Raw genomic sequence first — 15,708 nt, forward strand, 5'->3', positions numbered from 1 at the left:
TTGAATCAGAACTATCGGCTCAGTGGAATCCCTAAAATGTCACCGCGTCCTAGAATGGAGAATGAAAAAGAACTCGTCTTGGGTTTCGGCGCGTTGATGCTGTTCGTCGTCGTCGCGGTGCCGATCAAGATATGGCACACCTTTTATCGCAAAGGCGCAGAAGGAGAGCCTAGCCACCTGACCTGAAGGTGACCCGGCCGCGGCAAAGCCGCGTCGTTAATCCGCTGCGCCGAGCCTCACCGGATCGGCGAGTTCGGGTCGAGCCGCATGTCCAGATATTTATCGACCGACCCCATCAACTGCGGCATCTCATATTCGAAGAAATGGTTCGCCTTCGGAATGGTATCGTGGTGGATCGTGATGTGTCGCTGTGTGCGCAGCTTATCGACCAGCTTCTGCGTCGCCGCCGGGGTCACGACTTCGTCATTCTCGCCCTGGATAATGATCCCGCTCGACGGGCAGGGGGCGAGGAAGGTGAAGTCGAACATGTTCGCGGGCGGCGCGATCGAGATGAAGCCACGGACTTCGGGGCGGCGCATCAGCAGCTGCATCCCGATCCACGCGCCGAAGCCGAAGCCCGCGACCCAGGTGGTCGACGCCTCGGGATGGAAGCTCTGCACCCAGTCGAGCGCGGACGCCGCGTCGGACAGTTCGCCGATGCCGTTGTCGAACACGCCCTGGCTCTTGCCGACCCCGCGGAAATTGAAGCGCAACGTCGCGAAGCCGCGGCGCTGGAACGTCTTGTAGAGTTCCTGCACGATCTTGTTGTTCATCGTGCCGCCCGACGAGGGATGCGGATGCAGGATCATCGCGACGGGTGCGCGGGGGCGGGGAGCGGGGGCGAAACGCCCCTCGAGACGGCCTTCGGGACCGGGAAAGATAACTTCGGGCATGGAGGACCTTAAGCAAGCGGGGCGGGGGCTGAAGCGCACGCGGTTGCGCGCTATATAGGCAAGGCCCGCCCGATTGGAACATTTTTGACCCCGCGCATCTATCTCGACCACGCCGCGACCACGCCGATGCGACCCGAAGCGATCGTCGCGGTCGCCGAGGGGATGGCGCGTTGGGCCAATCCGTCGTCGCCGCATGGCGAGGGGCGCGCGGCGCGGCGCGCGCTGGAGGATGCGCGCGCGCGCATCGCGGCGGCGCTCGGTTGGGACGGCGAGGTGATCCTGACGAGCGGGGCGAGCGAAGCGCTTTCGATCGGGCTTGGTCGGGTTAAACGAGAACGGCGACTGATTTCCGCGGTCGAGCATGACGCCGTGCTGCGAGCAGCGCCGCAGGCCGACATTTTGCCTATCGTGGATGGTGAGCCCGATGCGGATTTTCTGAACACCTATCTAACTAGTGGACCGCCGCCGGTCGTCGCGATCCAGTCAATCAATTCAGAAACCGGCACGGGACTGCTGCCGTACGTTCGTAATCCCGCGATCGCCGCTATCCGAGAGGCGGGTGGTCTATTGTTGACCGATTGCTCCCAATCAGCAGCTGAAAGACGGTTGCCGGACGCCGATATGATCGTTGTCTCCGGACATAAACTGGGCGGTCCGGTGGGAATAGGCGCGCTGCTGGTGCGCGACCTTGCAACCATAATACCGACGGGTGGTCATGAATTCGGCTATCGAGCGGGCACGGAAAACCTGCCCGGCGCGCTTGGTTTCGCAGCGGCGCTGGAAGCGGGCGGTATCGACGAGTGGCAAACTAGCGTCGAAGATCGGTTCGCCTTCAAGGATCGCCTGTACGAGGGCGGCGAAGTGATTTCGCCGGGTGTGCAATGTTCGCACATCTTTGCCGTTGCGATGGAGGGCATGAGCGCGGTTGCCCAGTTGATTCGGCTCGATGCCCTGGGATTCGCGGTATCAGCGGGCAGTGCCTGTTCGTCGGGTACGCTTAAGGAAAGCCGCGCACTGGCCGCATTTGGCGTACCTCCAGAGGTTGCTGTACGGACAATACGCGTCAGCATCGGCTGGTCTACGACATCGTCCGACCTCGAGCGGTTTGCCGACGCTTATCGCTCGATGGCAGATAAACTTCGGGTATGACGTATCTCGATTACCAGGCGACGACCCCGCTCGCGCCCGAGGCGCTGGCGGCGATGATCCCCTGGTTGCGGGACGGCCATGCCAACCCGCATTCCCCGCACCGCGAGGGGCGGCGGGCGCGCGCCGCGGTGGAGGTCGCGCGCGACCGGGTCGCCGCGTTGCTGCCGCGCGGGGGGCGTGTCGCGTTCACCAGCGGCGCGACCGAGGCGCTGAACTGGGCGATCAAGGGCACGACCGGCCCGATCGTCACTGTCGCGACCGAACATGCCGCGGTCCTGGACACGGTCGCGGCGGAGGCGGCGCTGGGACGCACGGTGACCGTGCTGCCGGTCCGCGCGGACGGGCTGATCGATCTGGAGGCCGCGCGCACCGCGATCGTGCCGGGTACCGGGCTGGTCGCGGCGATGCTGGTAAACAACGAGATCGGGGTCGTCCAACCCATCGCCGCGCTCGCCGATATCGCGCAGGCTGCCGGCGCGGCGATGCTGTGCGATGCGGTGCAGGGCTATGGCCGGATGCCCGTTCCCGAAGGCTGCGACCTGGTCGCGATCTCGGCGCACAAGGTCTATGGGCCGAAGGGCATCGGCGCGTTGTGGGTCCGCCACGGCGTCGAGCTTGCGCCATTGATGCACGGCGGCGGGCAGGAGGCACCGGGGCGATCGGGGACGCTGTCGCCCGCTCTGTGCGCCGGCTTCGGCGTCGCGGCGGCCCTGATGCGCGATCGGCAATCAGCGGACATGTCTGCGGTCGACCGGATGTGGCAGGCCGCGCTCGGCCGGCTTGGGCCAATCTGGATGGTCAACGGATCGATCGAGGCGCGCTATCACGGCAACCTCAATATTCGCCGCGACGGGCTCGACGTGAACCGGCTGATGTCGCTATGCCGAGACATCGCGTTTTCCGCCGGTTCGGCCTGTGCGAGCGGATCCGGCCGGTCGAGCCATGTCCTTCGCGCGATCGGGCTGACCGAGACGGAGGCGCGGACCTCGGTTCGGATCGGCTTCGGGCGCTACACCACCCCGGCCGACCTGGGCGCGGCGATGGAAATGATCGCCGCCGCGGCGGATGCGCAGCGGCGCGGCGCATGAAAATAATATTCATCGGACGCAGTGGTTCGCCGGTCGAGGTGGAGGGAACGACGGGTCAGCGCCTGCTCGACCTGGCCCAAGCCGCAGGGCAGCCGCTGGAGGGGACGTGCGACGGCGACATGGCCTGCGCGACCTGTCACGTGATCATCGATCCCGCTGATTTCGAACGGCTTCCCATCGCCAGCGCGGACGAGGAGGAGATGCTCGACCTCGCGCCCGGCGCGACGCGGACGAGTCGGCTGGCGTGCCAGATCCGGCTCGATCCGGCGCTGGATGGGCTGCACGTCCGGATACCCCAGGGCTAACGCCGCAAGCCTGTCGCTGCGACAACGGCGCATTCAGGGAACGTCCAGCGGGTCAGGATCATTGTGCCGTCCATGCCCGATCCCCCGGGCGAACGAAAGGAGCATCCATGAAGATGATCGCATTGCTCGGCGCGGCAGCGCTGACCGTCGGCGGGGTCGCGGCAACCCCGGCCGCTGCCCAATATCACCATGGCGATCATCGCGGCTATCGTGGTGGCTACGGCCATCACGGCGGCGGCTATCGCGGTGATTACGGCTATCGCCATGGCGGCTATCGTGGCGGCTGGCACGGGTATCGCCACCACCGCGTGGTCTGCAACCGCTTCGGCCGCTGCCACCGTATCTGACGTTTCCCGATGACCCGGTGCCAGCGATCCTGCCGACACCCCCCAAGAGAACGGACCCAAGACCATGAAGATCCTCACCACGCTCGCCGCCGGCGCCGTCGCCGCCTCCGCCCTCTTCGCCGTTGCCCCCGCCAGCGCGCAGCACCGCGTGGAGCGCGAGCGCACCGTCGTTCGCCATGACGGCCCGCGGATGCACCACCGGCAGGTTTGCACGACCCGCTACGAGCATCATCGCCGCGTCCGCGTCTGCCGGTAACGCGACTTGACCCGTCCGACCCCGCTCGCGCATAGGGCGCGCGGGAGTCGGGCGGGCGTGGTCGTCGCCAACCCGGTCAGGTCCGGAAGGAAGCAGCCGCAACGATTCCGCCACGGGTCGTCCGGCTCCCACCGCGCAGCGCGCACGCTGCCAGCAAGCTGGCATCGAGACGCGCCAGTGCGGCAGGCAGCGCCAGGCGCTGACCTACGACGCGGCTTCGCGCGGCGTGCCTTGACCGAAACCCCTCCCCAGACCCCCTGTCCTACACGCCGGCGACCAACCATCATCGCCCGGTTACCCGCGCACCTCCACCGGACCCTCTTCGCTTTCCGCCTCAAACCCCCTATCTGGAGGGACGATGGCACGCCTCCACTTCCTCCACTTCCACGCCCGCAGAAGCGCGAATCGCAGTGGCTGACGGCCTCGATCTCGGCGAACCGCCCCAACCCGCTGCGAAGGCCGGCGCGTACCGTGTCCTCGCGCGGAAATATCGGCCGCAGACCTTTTCCGAACTCATCGGTCAGGATGCGATGGTCCAGACGCTTGGCAATGCGATCAAGCGCGACCGGCTGGCCCATGCGTTCCTGATGACCGGGGTGCGCGGTGTGGGCAAGACGAGCACTGCGCGGTTGATCGCGAAGGCGCTGAACTGCATCGGCGCGGACGGGCAGGGCGGCCCGACGATCGACCCGTGCGGCACCTGCGAGCCATGCCGTGCGATCGCGGAGGGGCGGTATATCGACGTGATCGAGATCGACGCTGCCAGCCACAACGGCGTCGACGACATCCGCGAGATTACCGACGCCACGCGCTACGCCGCCGTCTCGGCGCGCTTCAAGATCTACATCGTGGACGAGGTCCACATGCTGTCCAAGCCCGCGTTCAACGCGCTGCTGAAGACGCTGGAGGAGCCGCCCGCGCATGTGAAGTTCCTGCTGGCGACGACGGAAGTGAACAAGGTGCCGGTGACGGTCCTGTCGCGTTGCCAGCGGTTCGACCTGCGCCGTATCCCCGCCGACAGGCTCGCCGCGCATTTCGCGGACGTGTGTGTGAAGGAGGATGCGCCCGCCGAGCCCGAGGCGCTGATGCTGATCGCACGCGCCGCGGAAGGGTCGGCACGCGACGGGCTGTCGATCCTCGACCAGGCGATGGCGCATGCCGGGATCGAGGGTGGCGGCGTGACCGCCGGAGCGGTGCGGCAGATGCTCGGCCTGTCCGATCGCAGCGCGGTGCGCGATCTGCTCGGCCATGTGCTGGCCGGGGACGGTATGCGTTCGCTCGCCGCGCTGCGGCGGCAATATGATTATGGCGTCGATCCGCTGTCGGTGTTCCAGTCGCTGATGGAGACGGTGCACGGCATCACGCTTGCGAAGCTCGGGACCGCGGCAGACGCCGCGCAGGCGGAGGAGGAACGTGCCGCGCTTGGCGAATGGGCGGGGTCGCTGTCCTATCCCGTGCTGCACCGGCTGTGGCAGCTGTTCCTGAAAGGTCATGACGAGATTGCGCGGGCCGCATTGCCGATCGAGGCGGCGGAGATGGCGTTGCTGCGCGCGATCCATGCTTCCACCTTGCCAGACCCGGGTGAACTGGCGCGGGCGATCGCGAACGGAACCGCGCCGGTGGCTGTCCCCCAGGCACCGATCGCGGTTGCGCCGGTCGCGGCTCCAGCGTCGCGCTTGCCCGAGACGTTCGATGCACTGGTGCGGCGGCTGGACGCCGCCGGATCGCTCGCGCTGGCCGCGCGGTTGCACAATGGCGCGCGCGTCGTGCGTTACGCGCCGCCCGAGATCGTCTTCAGCGGCAGCCGGCCGATGGCGACCGACACGCTCGCCGATCTGACCGCAGCGTTGAAGGGGCTGACCGGTACACCATGGAAGATCGCTTTCGACGACGTGCCCGGCGCGCCGACGCTGAAAGAGCGACAGGAGACATCGGCCGAGGCCGAACGTATCGCCGCCTGGGACTCCCCGATCGTCCGCGCCGCGCGCGATGCCTTCCCCGATGCCGTGCTCGAGGCATGGCCGACCAAGAGGACCAATGCATGAACAATCTCGACGACATCATGGCCATGGCGCAGAACGTCCAGGCCGAACTGGAAAAGGCGCAGGCCGGGCTCGACACCGTGGAGGTCGAGGGTGCGTCCGGCGGCGGTCTGGTGAAGGTCCGGGCGTCCGCCAAGGGCCGCATCATCGGCCTGTCGATCGACGATTCGCTGGTGGTGCCGGCGGAGAAGCAGATGCTGGAGGATCTGGTGGTCGCCGCGTTCAACGATGCGCGGGCGCGGGCGGATGCGGCGTCTTCGGCGGCGATGGCGAAGATGACGAGCGGTATTCCGCTGCCGCCGGGGTTCAAGCTGCCGTTTTGAACCCTTGTGTTCCCGCGAAGGCGGGAACCCGGTCTGGGCCCCCGCCTTCGCGGGGGGAAAGTCTACTCTGCCACCGCCGTCCCGTGCAGCTTCTTCCCGAAACTGATCTTGTCGCCAGCGATGACGACCGTTTCCACCCCGCCAACCCGGTCGTCGTTCACACGAACCGCGCCCTCTTCGATCTTCCGCTTCGCTTCCTTGTTCGACGAAGCGAAGCCGATTGCCGTAAGCGCGGCAACGATGCTCAGCCCCTCGACCGGCACCACGACGGTCGGCAAGCTATCCCCCGATGTGCCCTCTTCGAACGTACGCCGCGCGGTCTCCGCCGCCGCCTCGGCCGCCGCCCGGCCGCGGCACATCGCGGTGGCTTCGTTCGCCAGGACAATCTTCGCCGCGTTGATCTCCGCCCCCGACAGCGCCTCCAGCCTGGCGATCTCGTCCAGCGGCAGGTCGGTGAACAATCGCAGGAACCGGCCGACGTCGCGGTCGTCGGTGTTGCGCCAGAATTGCCAATAGTCGAAATGCGGCAGCTGATCCTCGTGCAGCCACACCGCACCCGCCACAGTCTTGCCCATCTTGCCGCCGTCCGCGGTCGTAATGAGCGGGGTGGTGACGCCGAACACCTCGGCCCCGTCCATCCGCCGCGCGAGTTCGACGCCGTTCACGATATTGCCCCATTGGTCGCTGCCGCCCATCTGCAGGCGACACCCGGCACGCCGCGACAGTTCCAGAAAGTCGTAAGCCTGGAGGATCATGTAGTTGAATTCGAGGAAGCTCAGCGACTGCTCGCGGTCGAGCCTCAGCTTGACCGAATCGAAGCCCAACATCCGATTTACGCTGAAATGCTGCCCGATCTCGCGCAGGAACGGGATATATTCCAGCGCGTCGAGCCACTGCGCGTTGTCGAGCATTACCGCGTCGGTCGGCCCGTCGCCGAAGGTCAGGAACCGTTCGAAGATGCGGCGGATCGAGGCGATGTTCGTCGCGATGGTGTCGTCGCTCGACAGCTTGCGCGCCTCGTCCTTGAAGCTGGGATCGCCGATCTTGCCGGTCCCGCCGCCCATCAGGACGATAGGCTTGTGCCCCGCCTGCTGGAGCCGACGCAGCAGCATGATCTGAACGAGGCTGCCGACATGCAGCGAGGGCGCGGTGGGGTCGAAGCCGATATAGCCGGGGACGATCTGCTCCGCCGCGAGCCTATCGAGCGCGGCGACATCGGTCATCTGATGGATATAGCCGCGTGTCGACAATGTGGTCAGCAGGAGGGACTGGTGGGTCATGGGCGCGCGGTTAGCACTGACGCATATCGTTCGTCACCCCGAACCGGCGAAGGGCTGACCCTCCCTAGGTTTGCGGCAATTGTCCCAACGGGTCCACGGGCGTCCGTCCTTTGCGCAGTTCGAAATGCGCCTCGGGCCGGTCCGCGAAGCCGGTATCGCCCGACAGTGCGATCGTCTGCCCGCGCTTCACGCTCTGACCGCGCTGGACGAGCAGCTTCGAAGCGTGCCCGTAGACGCTGGTCCAGCCATCGCCGTGCTTGACGATGACCAAGCCGCCCAAGGCCGCGATGCCGTCGCCGACATAGGCGACGACGCCGTCCGCCGTCGCCCGGATCGGAGTGGCCACGGGCACCGAGATCTCGATCCCGTCGTTGCGTTCGCCACTGGCACCTGGGCCGAAGCGCTTCACGACGTGCCCATCGACCGGCCAGAGGAACCCGCCGGTCAGCCGGGTCGGCGCGACTACCGCGGCGGTGGGGGGCAGGACGCGCGTCGCGGTCGGTGCCGGGCGAACGGGGGTCTCGTTCCGCGCGAGCGCCGGTTCGCCGCCGGTCAGGATGTCGTCGATGTCGAGCTTGAACGCGGACGCACGTTCCGCCCGGGTGGGGGCTGGCTGGCCCGGCGCGGTGCCGGGGATCAGCACACGCTGTCCGACGCGCAACGTATAGGGGTCCTGCAGATCGTTCGCGGCGACGATCCGCGACCATTCGACGGCATAGGCGCGCGCGATCGCGATGCCGGTCTGGCCGGGGCGGACGAGATGATACCGTCCGGCGGGTATCTTCAGCCGCTGTCCGACATGGACCGGATAGGGCGGTTCGATCGCGTTCGCGCGCGCGATCGCGTCCACCCCAGCGCCGGTCCGGTCGGCGATCCGGCCGATCGTGTCACCCGGCTGCACCGTGTAGCTGGCCTGCGCGACCATCGCCGCGTCGGCGGCGACCGGTCGCGCTTCCCACGCGGGGCGAGAGGCGGGCAGCGTGCTCACACCCTGCGCGTCGGGGCGGTCGGCGGCGGCGTTCCGATCCTCGTCGTCACGCGGCCGATCGCGCTGGTCGTTCGGTGGGGGTGTACGGCGATAGCGCGGAGTGGCGGTCGGCCGGGAGTCGGGCACCGGCTGGCTCTGGTAGGGCGGGTCGGCGCGGGGGATGCAATCGGCAACCGTGATGCCCGCGGCCAATATTGCCATCGCCCCGCGCCATGGTCCACGCATCCTCGTCGTTCCTATCCGTAGGCTTGCGCGAGCATAGCGAGCGAACCGCGGTGCGTCAGGTCGAGATGCAGCGGCGTGACCGCGATGTGATCCGCCGCGACCGCCTGCAGGTCGGTCGCCACGCCCGCCTCGATCGATTCGCGACGCATCGCCAGCCAGTAATAATCGAACCCTCGCGGGTCGGTGCGGTGATCCATCCGGACCTGACCGTGATCGCGGTGCCCCTGCGCGACGACGCGGATGCCCTTGACCGCATCCGGCGCGGTCACCGGGAAGTTGATGTTGACCAGCGTGAGCGGATCGGACGGGAGGGTCAGGATCGGCCGCAACACCCGCTCGCCCCAGGCCTCGGCAGTCGCGAAGGACACCGCATTGCCGACGCCCTCCTTGTCGTACAGCTGGCTGAGGGCGATCGATCGGATGCCTGCCATCGCCCCCTCCATCGCTGCGGCGACGGTGCCCGAATACAGCACGTCCTCGGCCAGATTGCCGCCGCGATTGACCCCCGACAGGATGAGGTCGGGTTTCGCGTCCATCAACTCGCCGAGCGCCATCAGCACCGCATCGGTCGGTGTGCCCGCGACCGCGAACCGCCGCTCGCCGAACCGCCGCACCCGAAGCGGGCGGCTGAGCGTCAGCGACCGCGCCGCGCCCGACTGCTCGTCCGCGGGCGCGACGATCCAGACATCGTCCGACAATGTGGCCGCGATCGTCTCCAGCGCCGCGAGACCGGGCGCGTGATAGCCGTCGTCGTTGGTCAGCAAAATCCGCATCAGCGCGGCGTCAGTTCGGTCAGGCCGTCCAGATAGGGCACGAGCACCGCCGGCACCGCGACCGATCCGTCCGCACGCTGATAATTCTCGATGACCGCGACCAAGGTCCGCCCGACCGCGAGCCCGGAGCCGTTGAGCGTATGGACGAACCGCGTGCCCTTCTCGCCCTCCGGCCGGTAACGCGCGTTCATCCGCCGCGCCTGGAAATCGGTGCATGTCGAGCAGCTTGAAATCTCGCGGTATCGGCCCTGGCCGGGCAGCCAGACCTCAAGGTCGTAGGTCCGCGCCGCGGTGAAGCCCATGTCGCCCGCGCACAGCAGCATCCGGCGATAGGGCAGGCCGAGCGCTTCCAGCGCACCCTCCGCCGCGCTGGTCATGCGTTCATGCTCCGCCTCCGACACGTCGGGGGTGACGATCGACACCATCTCGACCTTGTCGAACTGGTGCTGGCGGATCAGCCCACGCGTGTCGCGCCCCGCCGCACCGGCTTCGGAGCGGAAACAGGGGGTCAGCGCGGCGAAGCGCAGTGGCAGTTCGGCTTCGGCGAGAATCTTCTCCCGGACAATGTTGGTCAGGCTGACCTCGGCGGTCGGGATCAGCCAGCGGCCGTCGGTCGTCCGGAACAGGTCCTCTGCAAATTTAGGCAATTGTCCCGTGCCGTATACGGCCTCGTCGCGGACGAGCAGCGGGGGTGCAACCTCCTCATAGCCATGGTCAGCGACCAGCCGGTCGAGCATGAATTGTCCGAGCGCGCGCTGCAGCTTGGCGACGGGGCCACGCAGCAGCGTGAAACGCGCGCCGGCGATCGCTACGCCCGTCTCGAAATCCATGCCGATCGCGGGGCCGATCGCGTCATGCTCGCGCGGCACGAAATCGAATGCCGGGCGCGCGCCACGCTCGGTGACGACGACGTTATCATCCTCATCCTTGCCCTCGGGCACATCGGGATAGGGTGAATTGGGCAGCGCGGCCAGCAGTTCGTGCAACTCATCGCCGGTATCGACGAAATCGAGTGCTTTGTCCTTGAGAGACTGGACCTCGCGCATCAGTGCCTCCGCCCGGCCGGAATCCTTCTGCGCCATCGCTCGACCGATCTGCTTCGACAGCAGGTTGCGCTTGTTGAGATTGTTCTGTTGATCGGTCACTTGCTGGCGACGAACCTGATCCAGATCGATCAGCCTGTCGGCGATCGGTCCCGCCCCGCGCTTCGCCAGCGCGGCGTCGAAGGCGGCCGGGTCTTCGCGGATCGTACGGATGTCGTGCATGGCCGCGGCTATGGCGAGCGCGGCAAGACCGCGCAACCCGCGCGGTAACGACAAAGGGGTTCCGCCGCGGCATTGCGGCGGAACCCCTTGTCGTTCGGCGGAAACCGATCAGGCGGTGACGGTGCCCGGCTTCGCGAACCGGCGGCGCATGACCAGCGCCGCTGCGGCGGCACCGAACAGCAGGACCATCGGCGGGGCCGGGACCGGCGCGGGGTTGCCGCCGTTGGAGCCCGAGCTGCCGCCCGACGAGGAGGAGGATGAGCTGCTGCTGGAAGAACTGCTCGAAGAACTGCTGGACGACGAACTGCCGTTCGAACTCCATCCGTTGCTGCTCGAGCTGTAGCCGCTCGACGATACATTGCCTGTCGAGGAGACGTTGCCGTTGGAAGACACGTTGCCCGTGGACGAGACATTGCCTGTGGACGAGACGTTGCCTGTGGACGAGACGTTGCCCGTCGAGGAAACGTTACCGCTCGACGACCCGGACGACGACACGTTACCGCTCGACGAGGACGATACGTTGCCGCTCGAGCCGCCCGACGAGATGGTACCGCTGGAGCTGGAACCGCCGGATGAGACGTTACCGCTTGATCCGCCGGAGGAAGAGGTGCTGGACACCGTTGCACCGCCCGTGCTGCCGGACGATGTGCTGCTGACATTGCCGCTGGACGATCCGCCGCTCGACGACGTGCTGCTGACGTTACCGCTGGAGGACGTGCTGCTCAGCCCTCCGGTCGACGACGTGCTGCTGATGCTGCCGCCCGAACTGGAAGTCGATCCGCCGCTGCTGGTGGAGGAGATCACGACGCTGCCGGCCGATCCCCCGCCGCCGAAGCCGCCGCCGAAGCCGCCCCCGAACCCGCCGCCGAAGAACCCGCCGCTACCACCGACGACGAGCGGGACATTGCCACCGCCGCCAATAAAGCCCTCGCTCACCGGCAGCGGAACCGGCGCGGCCTGATTCGCGACCGTGACGGTCGTTGGCCCGCAAGCGCCGCGCGTGGTCGTCGAGGTGACGATCCTCCGCGGGCCGTGCCCGGCGACCTGCGCGGTGGTGACGCGTCGGACGATATGCCGCGCATAGGTGTGATGCGGTTTCTCGGCGATGTGCACGGCCCCTCCGCCGATCACGGCCCCGCCGCATGCGCATGCACAAAGTTTCGCCAAGGCCATACGCACCGACATAGCATTCTCTTTCTCGTTGCCGGCGCGATCCCTGCGCCAGATCCGGGTTCAGCAACGCGACATTGCTATGCGACCAAGTGCAAAACAAAGGATTAAGCGCAACCGTATTAACGACGTTATCTGCCCGCCGCGGCGAAATCATCGGCTATGTCTCAGCAATATCAGCGTTAACGTGCCAACGTGGAACAGCTTTGCTCGCCGTCCCGACAAGGCGATGGTCCTGGATCAACCATATCCGCGGTAATGTAGCCCTGCGTTCGCTGGCGCTTGTGAGCAGGGAAACCCACGCGTATAGGCGCGCCTACCATTTTGGGGGGCGGTCTACCGACGCGACGTCTGCCGTGTCGGTGCCGAAGGGGAGAGTGGCATGGCGACGATGGCGAATCGCGTAGAACAAACGAAAAATTTCGAGGCGGCACCGGCGAACGATGCCGATACCGGCTATCGTCCGACATCGGACGAACCTTTCATGAGTCTGCGCCAACAGGCCTATTTCCGCCGCAAGCTCATGGCATGGAAAGAGGCGATCCTCGTGGAGGCGCAAGGCACGCTGTCGCAGCTGCAGGTCGATAGTCTGCGCGAGGCGGACCTGACCGACCGCGCGTCGAGCGAGACCGATTGGTCGATCGAGCTGCGCACCCGCGACCGGCAGCGCAAGCTGATCGCGAAGATCGACGCCGCGATCCGCCGGATCGACGAGGGCGAATATGGTTATTGCGAAGTGAGCGGCGAACCGATCAGCCTTGCCCGGCTGGAGGCACGGCCGATCGCGACGATGACGGTCGAAGCGCAGGAGCGCCACGAACGTCATGAAAAGGTGTCGCGTGAGGATTGAGCGAGGCTTAACGCTTTCGCTACCGGTGGGCGATACATCCGTTGCGCCGACACATGGGCAATGGCGACGACTGGATGGCGAGACGGTGGCATGGACAGCATCAACCGCGGCCCGCTGACGGCGGAGAGCGGGGCCGCACAGGACGGGCAGCGCAAGCGCAAGCGCGACAGCCTGTTCCTGCAGGCATCGATCACGCTGGCCGACGAGCCGGTCGCGCGCGACGTGCGCATCCGCAATCTGTCCGAAGGCGGCCTGATGGCGGAGCTGCCGCGGGTCGTGAACCCGGATACGCCGGTTAAGATCGATCTTCGCGGAATCCCGGATCTGACGGGCAAGGTCGCCTGGTGCGCAGAGGGGCGGATGGGCATCGTGTTCGATCGCAAGATCGATCCGCAGCTTGCGCGTAAGCCGGTTGGGAAGGGCGCTCAGACCCCGATCTATGCAAAGCCCCCGGTGTTCTTCCGGTAAAGCTACCTCTGACGCCAGGGTCGCGGGGCTGACCGCCTGGATACCCCGGCCGCATGCCGGGGTGTCCGTTCGAGGCCGACATATCAGTCGAGCGCGACGATCTCTTCCTTCAAATGCAGTTTCTGCTTCTTCAGCCCGGCCAGGATCGTCGCGTCGGGCATTGGCCGCCGCGATTCCTCCGCAATCCTGCGATCGATCGTCGCATGCTTGGTTTCCAGCGCGGTCTGGTGAGTCGTCTGCATGGGTCTTGCCTCCTGCATTCGGTTTGGGGAAGTGATTAAACCATCATCCGCGCCAAAAGTCGCGCCCCTTGTGCGCGAGCGCGACGGGTCGAACGTACGGATGAGACGATCCGTTCGGCCGAGCCGGCCCGTATATTTCGCACTCGCGTCGGGGTGGTCGCGTTTGCTAGAGCGCGAAAGCCGATCGACCGCGAAGGGGGTTCGCCGATGGACGAAGCACAGATCGCCGCGCGGCTCGACATCCTGCGCGTGGAGCACCGCGACCTCGACGCCGCGATCGATGCGCTGGCGCTGTCTGCCGCGCCCGATCAGCTTCGCACCGCCCGGCTGAAGAAGCGCAAGCTCCGATTGCGTGACGAGATCGCGATGCTGGAGGACGAACTGATCCCCGACATCATCGCCTGACGAAATCGGGCTTGGTTAATCGCTGTCGTGAACCGTTCGCCGCGTCATTTCGAGACGAAGCGCGAGGAAATCCCCCGAGTCGTCCTTTGCTCCGCCGTCGTCCTGTGCGAGCGTCCAGGAATGAACGGCGCGTTTACCGAATCGCGGGTGCAGCGGCGACTGCAGGACGCGCTGTATGTCGAGGCGATGCTGCTCGCCGACGAGGCGAGGAGCTATTTCGACGAGGGCAGCCGCGTGGAGCGCGAGGCGCTGCCGCCGATGGCACGCGTCGCGTTCAGTTGCGAATCGCTGAAGGTCACGACTCGGCTGATGCACGCCATCGCCTGGCTGCTGACCCAGCGCGCGGTCGCGGCGGGTGAACTGCGCCCGTGCGAGGCGCTCGACCCCGCGCGCCGGTTGGGAACGGCACCCATGTCCGACGCGGAATCGCTGGCCGAGATGCCGACGGGTGCCCGTCGCCTGATCGACGCCAGCATCGACCTCCATCGCCGCGTTGCCCGGCTCGACGCGTTGCAGGAACGCGAAATGGCCGCGGTCAGCCCGGCGCGGTCGATGCAACAGCGACTGGCGCTGGCGTTCTGAAGCCTTACCTGCGCAATGCCCTTCAGACCGCCAACCGCGCCCGTGCCGCCGAATATTCCGCACGCATCCGCGCGACACGGTCCGCCACCAGCTCGACCCTGTCGACCGATCCGATCCCCTGGCCCGATCCCCAGATGTCGCGCCACGCCTTCGCCTTGGAACCGTTGCCGCCGCCGAAGTCCATCGTCTTCAGATCGCCCTCGGGCAGGTTATCGGGATCCATCCCGGCCGCCTCGATCGAACGGCGCAGGTAATTGCCGTGTACGCCGGTGAACAGGTTGGAATAGACGATGTCGCTTGCGCGACCTTCGACGATGCCCTGTTTGTAGTTCTCCTCCGCATTCGCCTCGGTCGTGGCGATGAAGGGGGAACCGATATAGGCCAGGTCCGCGCCCATCGCCTGTGCCGCAAGGACAGCATCCCCCGTCGCGATCGACCCCGACAAGGCGAGCGGCCCGGTGAACCACTGGCGGATTTCCGCGATCAGCGCGAAGGGCGACAGCCTTCCCGCATGACCGCCGGCGCCCGTTGCGACCGCGATCAGGCCGTCCGCCCCCTTCTCGACCGCCTTGCGCGCGAAACGATCGTCGATGACGTCGTGCAGCGTGATGCCGCCCCACCCATGGACTGCGGTGTTGAGGTCTTCACGCGCGCCGAGCGAGGTGATGACGATCGGCACCTGCCACTTCGCGCAGGTTGCCAGATCCGCCTCGAGCCGGTCGTTCGACTTGTGGACGATCTGGTTGACCGCGAACGGTGCGGCCGGGGCGTCAGGGTTCGCGCGATTATGCGCCGACAGTTCCTGCGTGATGCGGTGAAGCCATTCGTCGAGCAGCGCCTGCGGTCGCGCGTTCAGCGCGGGGAAGGAGCCGACGATTCCCGCCTTGCACTGCGCGATCACGAGATCGGGACCGGAAATAATGAACAGTGGCGATCCGATGACGGGCAGCCGCAACGACGACAATAGGGGGGGAAGGGTCATGAACCGGTTTCATACCGCAACCCGCTACACTGTCCAGCGAGCGCATCATGCAGCGGATTTGCGGTCCGGGGACGT

The 15,708-nt window shown here is 66.7% G+C and carries 21 protein-coding genes and 1 other RNA gene; 15 read left to right on the forward strand and 7 right to left on the reverse strand.

The window, feature by feature from the left end; translation table 11 throughout:
- Positions 1–186 (forward strand): hypothetical protein (locus ACFE7D_RS03795; RefSeq protein ID WP_375394101.1); only part of this gene is annotated, 186 nt, incomplete at its 5' end.
- Positions 187–236: 50 nt separating this feature from the next.
- Here ACFE7D_RS03795 and ACFE7D_RS03800 read toward each other — a convergent pair.
- Complete coding sequence (locus ACFE7D_RS03800) at positions 237–893, reverse strand: alpha/beta hydrolase (protein ID WP_375394102.1); 657 nt, start codon at positions 891–893, stop codon at positions 237–239.
- Positions 894–977: 84 nt separating this feature from the next.
- On the opposite strand from ACFE7D_RS03800, the gene ACFE7D_RS03805 reads away from it, so the two are divergent.
- The 8 genes from ACFE7D_RS03805 to ACFE7D_RS03840 all read left to right on the forward strand — a co-directional run bounded on the left by ACFE7D_RS03805 (position 978) and on the right by ACFE7D_RS03840 (position 6,403).
- Positions 978–2,042 (forward strand): cysteine desulfurase family protein, encoded by a 1,065-nt coding sequence (locus tag ACFE7D_RS03805; protein ID WP_375394103.1) that lies wholly within the window; start codon positions 978–980, stop codon positions 2,040–2,042.
- Positions 2,039–3,130 (forward strand): cysteine desulfurase family protein, encoded by a 1,092-nt coding sequence (locus ACFE7D_RS03810; protein ID WP_375394104.1) that lies wholly within the window; start codon positions 2,039–2,041, stop codon positions 3,128–3,130. Before ACFE7D_RS03805 ends, ACFE7D_RS03810 begins: the two co-directional genes overlap by 4 nt.
- A complete protein-coding gene (locus tag ACFE7D_RS03815; protein ID WP_375394105.1) occupies positions 3,127–3,435 on the forward strand; it encodes a 2Fe-2S iron-sulfur cluster-binding protein in 309 nt (102 codons plus the stop codon). Before ACFE7D_RS03810 ends, ACFE7D_RS03815 begins: the two co-directional genes overlap by 4 nt.
- A 107-nt stretch (positions 3,436–3,542) precedes the next feature.
- Positions 3,543–3,782, forward strand: coding sequence for a hypothetical protein (locus tag ACFE7D_RS03820; RefSeq protein WP_375394106.1), 240 nt, complete (start codon positions 3,543–3,545; stop codon positions 3,780–3,782).
- 64 nt (positions 3,783–3,846) lie between these two features.
- A complete protein-coding gene (locus tag ACFE7D_RS03825; protein ID WP_375394107.1) occupies positions 3,847–4,038 on the forward strand; it encodes a hypothetical protein in 192 nt (63 codons plus the stop codon).
- A gap of 39 nt (positions 4,039–4,077) precedes the next feature.
- Positions 4,078–4,174: signal recognition particle sRNA small type (gene ffs / locus ACFE7D_RS03830), an RNA gene on the forward strand.
- 274 nt (positions 4,175–4,448) lie between these two features.
- Positions 4,449–6,083: a DNA polymerase III subunit gamma/tau gene (locus ACFE7D_RS03835; RefSeq protein WP_375394108.1), complete on the forward strand. Its 1,635-nt coding sequence runs from the start codon at positions 4,449–4,451 to the stop codon at positions 6,081–6,083.
- On the forward strand, positions 6,080–6,403 hold the full coding sequence (locus tag ACFE7D_RS03840; RefSeq protein ID WP_174284624.1) for a YbaB/EbfC family nucleoid-associated protein: 324 nt from the start codon (positions 6,080–6,082) through the stop codon (positions 6,401–6,403). Before ACFE7D_RS03835 ends, ACFE7D_RS03840 begins: the two co-directional genes overlap by 4 nt.
- 62 nt (positions 6,404–6,465) lie before the next feature.
- On the opposite strand, the gene tyrS is transcribed toward ACFE7D_RS03840, so the two are convergent.
- The 4 genes from tyrS to serS all read right to left on the reverse strand — a co-directional run bounded on the left by tyrS (position 6,466) and on the right by serS (position 10,934).
- Positions 6,466–7,683 carry a tyrosine--tRNA ligase gene (tyrS, locus tag ACFE7D_RS03845; protein ID WP_375394109.1) on the reverse strand — a complete coding sequence of 406 codons (1,218 nt, stop codon included), beginning with the start codon at positions 7,681–7,683 and terminating at the stop codon, positions 6,466–6,468.
- 64 nt (positions 7,684–7,747) lie between these two features.
- The gene (locus tag ACFE7D_RS03850; RefSeq protein WP_375394110.1) at positions 7,748–8,872 is read right to left on the reverse strand and encodes a peptidoglycan DD-metalloendopeptidase family protein; all 1,125 of its coding nucleotides are present in this window, start codon (positions 8,870–8,872) and stop codon (positions 7,748–7,750) included.
- 35 nt (positions 8,873–8,907) lie between these two features.
- Entirely contained in the window at positions 8,908–9,669 is a 762-nt protein-coding gene (surE, locus tag ACFE7D_RS03855; RefSeq protein WP_375394111.1) for a 5'/3'-nucleotidase SurE, read from the reverse strand.
- The gene (gene serS / locus ACFE7D_RS03860; protein ID WP_375394112.1) at positions 9,669–10,934 is read right to left on the reverse strand and encodes a serine--tRNA ligase; all 1,266 of its coding nucleotides are present in this window, start codon (positions 10,932–10,934) and stop codon (positions 9,669–9,671) included. Before serS ends, surE begins: the two co-directional genes overlap by 1 nt.
- A gap of 10 nt (positions 10,935–10,944) precedes the next feature.
- On the opposite strand from serS, the gene ACFE7D_RS03865 reads away from it, so the two are divergent.
- The 4 genes from ACFE7D_RS03865 to ACFE7D_RS03880 all read left to right on the forward strand — a co-directional run bounded on the left by ACFE7D_RS03865 (position 10,945) and on the right by ACFE7D_RS03880 (position 13,422).
- A complete protein-coding gene (locus ACFE7D_RS03865) occupies positions 10,945–11,277 on the forward strand; it encodes a hypothetical protein (RefSeq protein WP_375394113.1) in 333 nt (110 codons plus the stop codon).
- 39 nt (positions 11,278–11,316) lie between these two features.
- Positions 11,317–11,895 (forward strand): hypothetical protein, encoded by a 579-nt coding sequence (locus ACFE7D_RS03870; protein ID WP_375394114.1) that lies wholly within the window; start codon positions 11,317–11,319, stop codon positions 11,893–11,895.
- 591 nt (positions 11,896–12,486) lie between these two features.
- A complete protein-coding gene (dksA, locus tag ACFE7D_RS03875; protein WP_375394115.1) occupies positions 12,487–12,954 on the forward strand; it encodes an RNA polymerase-binding protein DksA in 468 nt (155 codons plus the stop codon).
- A gap of 90 nt (positions 12,955–13,044) precedes the next feature.
- Positions 13,045–13,422, forward strand: coding sequence for a PilZ domain-containing protein (locus ACFE7D_RS03880; RefSeq protein WP_375394116.1), 378 nt, complete (start codon positions 13,045–13,047; stop codon positions 13,420–13,422).
- Positions 13,423–13,505: 83 nt separating this feature from the next.
- Here ACFE7D_RS03880 and ACFE7D_RS03885 read toward each other — a convergent pair whose 3' ends face one another.
- The gene (locus ACFE7D_RS03885; RefSeq protein WP_174284632.1) at positions 13,506–13,664 is read right to left on the reverse strand and encodes a YdcH family protein; all 159 of its coding nucleotides are present in this window, start codon (positions 13,662–13,664) and stop codon (positions 13,506–13,508) included.
- Positions 13,665–13,871: 207 nt separating this feature from the next.
- Here ACFE7D_RS03885 and ACFE7D_RS03890 point away from each other — a divergent pair, with 207 nt between their 5' ends.
- Both ACFE7D_RS03890 and ACFE7D_RS03895 read left to right on the forward strand, forming a co-directional pair.
- A complete protein-coding gene (locus ACFE7D_RS03890; protein WP_174284739.1) occupies positions 13,872–14,069 on the forward strand; it encodes a YdcH family protein in 198 nt (65 codons plus the stop codon).
- A gap of 120 nt (positions 14,070–14,189) precedes the next feature.
- The gene (locus tag ACFE7D_RS03895; protein WP_375394145.1) at positions 14,190–14,651 is read left to right on the forward strand and encodes a DUF1465 family protein; all 462 of its coding nucleotides are present in this window, start codon (positions 14,190–14,192) and stop codon (positions 14,649–14,651) included.
- A 22-nt stretch (positions 14,652–14,673) separates the two neighbouring features.
- Here the strand turns inward: ACFE7D_RS03895 and ACFE7D_RS03900 are convergent, their stop codons facing one another.
- On the reverse strand, positions 14,674–15,633 hold the full coding sequence (locus ACFE7D_RS03900) for an NAD(P)H-dependent flavin oxidoreductase (protein WP_375394117.1): 960 nt from the start codon (positions 15,631–15,633) through the stop codon (positions 14,674–14,676).
- Positions 15,634–15,708 lie beyond the last annotated feature (75 nt).

It is taken from the genome of uncultured Sphingomonas sp., assembly GCF_964244235.1.
Taxonomy (GTDB): domain Bacteria; phylum Pseudomonadota; class Alphaproteobacteria; order Sphingomonadales; family Sphingomonadaceae; genus Sphingomonas.

What these genes read in the sequence shown, in the direction of transcription:
- dksA (WP_375394115.1), top strand. Translation starts at nt 12,487, where the DNA reads ATGGCGACGATGGCGAATCGCGTAGAACAAACGAAAAATTTCGAGGCG.
- ACFE7D_RS03800 (WP_375394102.1), bottom strand. Translation starts at nt 893, where the DNA reads ATGCCCGAAGTTATCTTTCCCGGTCCCGAAGGCCGTCTCGAGGGGCGT.
- ACFE7D_RS03890 (WP_174284739.1), top strand. Translation starts at nt 13,872, where the DNA reads ATGGACGAAGCACAGATCGCCGCGCGGCTCGACATCCTGCGCGTGGAG.
- ACFE7D_RS03885 (WP_174284632.1), bottom strand. Translation starts at nt 13,664, where the DNA reads ATGCAGACGACTCACCAGACCGCGCTGGAAACCAAGCATGCGACGATC.
- ACFE7D_RS03865 (WP_375394113.1), top strand. Translation starts at nt 10,945, where the DNA reads ATGGCGAGCGCGGCAAGACCGCGCAACCCGCGCGGTAACGACAAAGGG.
- ACFE7D_RS03840 (WP_174284624.1), top strand. Translation starts at nt 6,080, where the DNA reads ATGAACAATCTCGACGACATCATGGCCATGGCGCAGAACGTCCAGGCC.
- serS (WP_375394112.1), bottom strand. Translation starts at nt 10,934, where the DNA reads ATGCACGACATCCGTACGATCCGCGAAGACCCGGCCGCCTTCGACGCC.
- ACFE7D_RS03895 (WP_375394145.1), top strand. Translation starts at nt 14,190, where the DNA reads ATGAACGGCGCGTTTACCGAATCGCGGGTGCAGCGGCGACTGCAGGAC.
- ACFE7D_RS03820 (WP_375394106.1), top strand. Translation starts at nt 3,543, where the DNA reads ATGAAGATGATCGCATTGCTCGGCGCGGCAGCGCTGACCGTCGGCGGG.
- ACFE7D_RS03810 (WP_375394104.1), top strand. Translation starts at nt 2,039, where the DNA reads ATGACGTATCTCGATTACCAGGCGACGACCCCGCTCGCGCCCGAGGCG.
- ACFE7D_RS03880 (WP_375394116.1), top strand. Translation starts at nt 13,045, where the DNA reads ATGGACAGCATCAACCGCGGCCCGCTGACGGCGGAGAGCGGGGCCGCA.
- ACFE7D_RS03900 (WP_375394117.1), bottom strand. Translation starts at nt 15,633, where the DNA reads ATGACCCTTCCCCCCCTATTGTCGTCGTTGCGGCTGCCCGTCATCGGA.
- tyrS (WP_375394109.1), bottom strand. Translation starts at nt 7,683, where the DNA reads ATGACCCACCAGTCCCTCCTGCTGACCACATTGTCGACACGCGGCTAT.
- ACFE7D_RS03825 (WP_375394107.1), top strand. Translation starts at nt 3,847, where the DNA reads ATGAAGATCCTCACCACGCTCGCCGCCGGCGCCGTCGCCGCCTCCGCC.
- ACFE7D_RS03850 (WP_375394110.1), bottom strand. Translation starts at nt 8,872, where the DNA reads ATGGCAATATTGGCCGCGGGCATCACGGTTGCCGATTGCATCCCCCGC.
- ACFE7D_RS03815 (WP_375394105.1), top strand. Translation starts at nt 3,127, where the DNA reads ATGAAAATAATATTCATCGGACGCAGTGGTTCGCCGGTCGAGGTGGAG.
- surE (WP_375394111.1), bottom strand. Translation starts at nt 9,669, where the DNA reads ATGCGGATTTTGCTGACCAACGACGACGGCTATCACGCGCCCGGTCTC.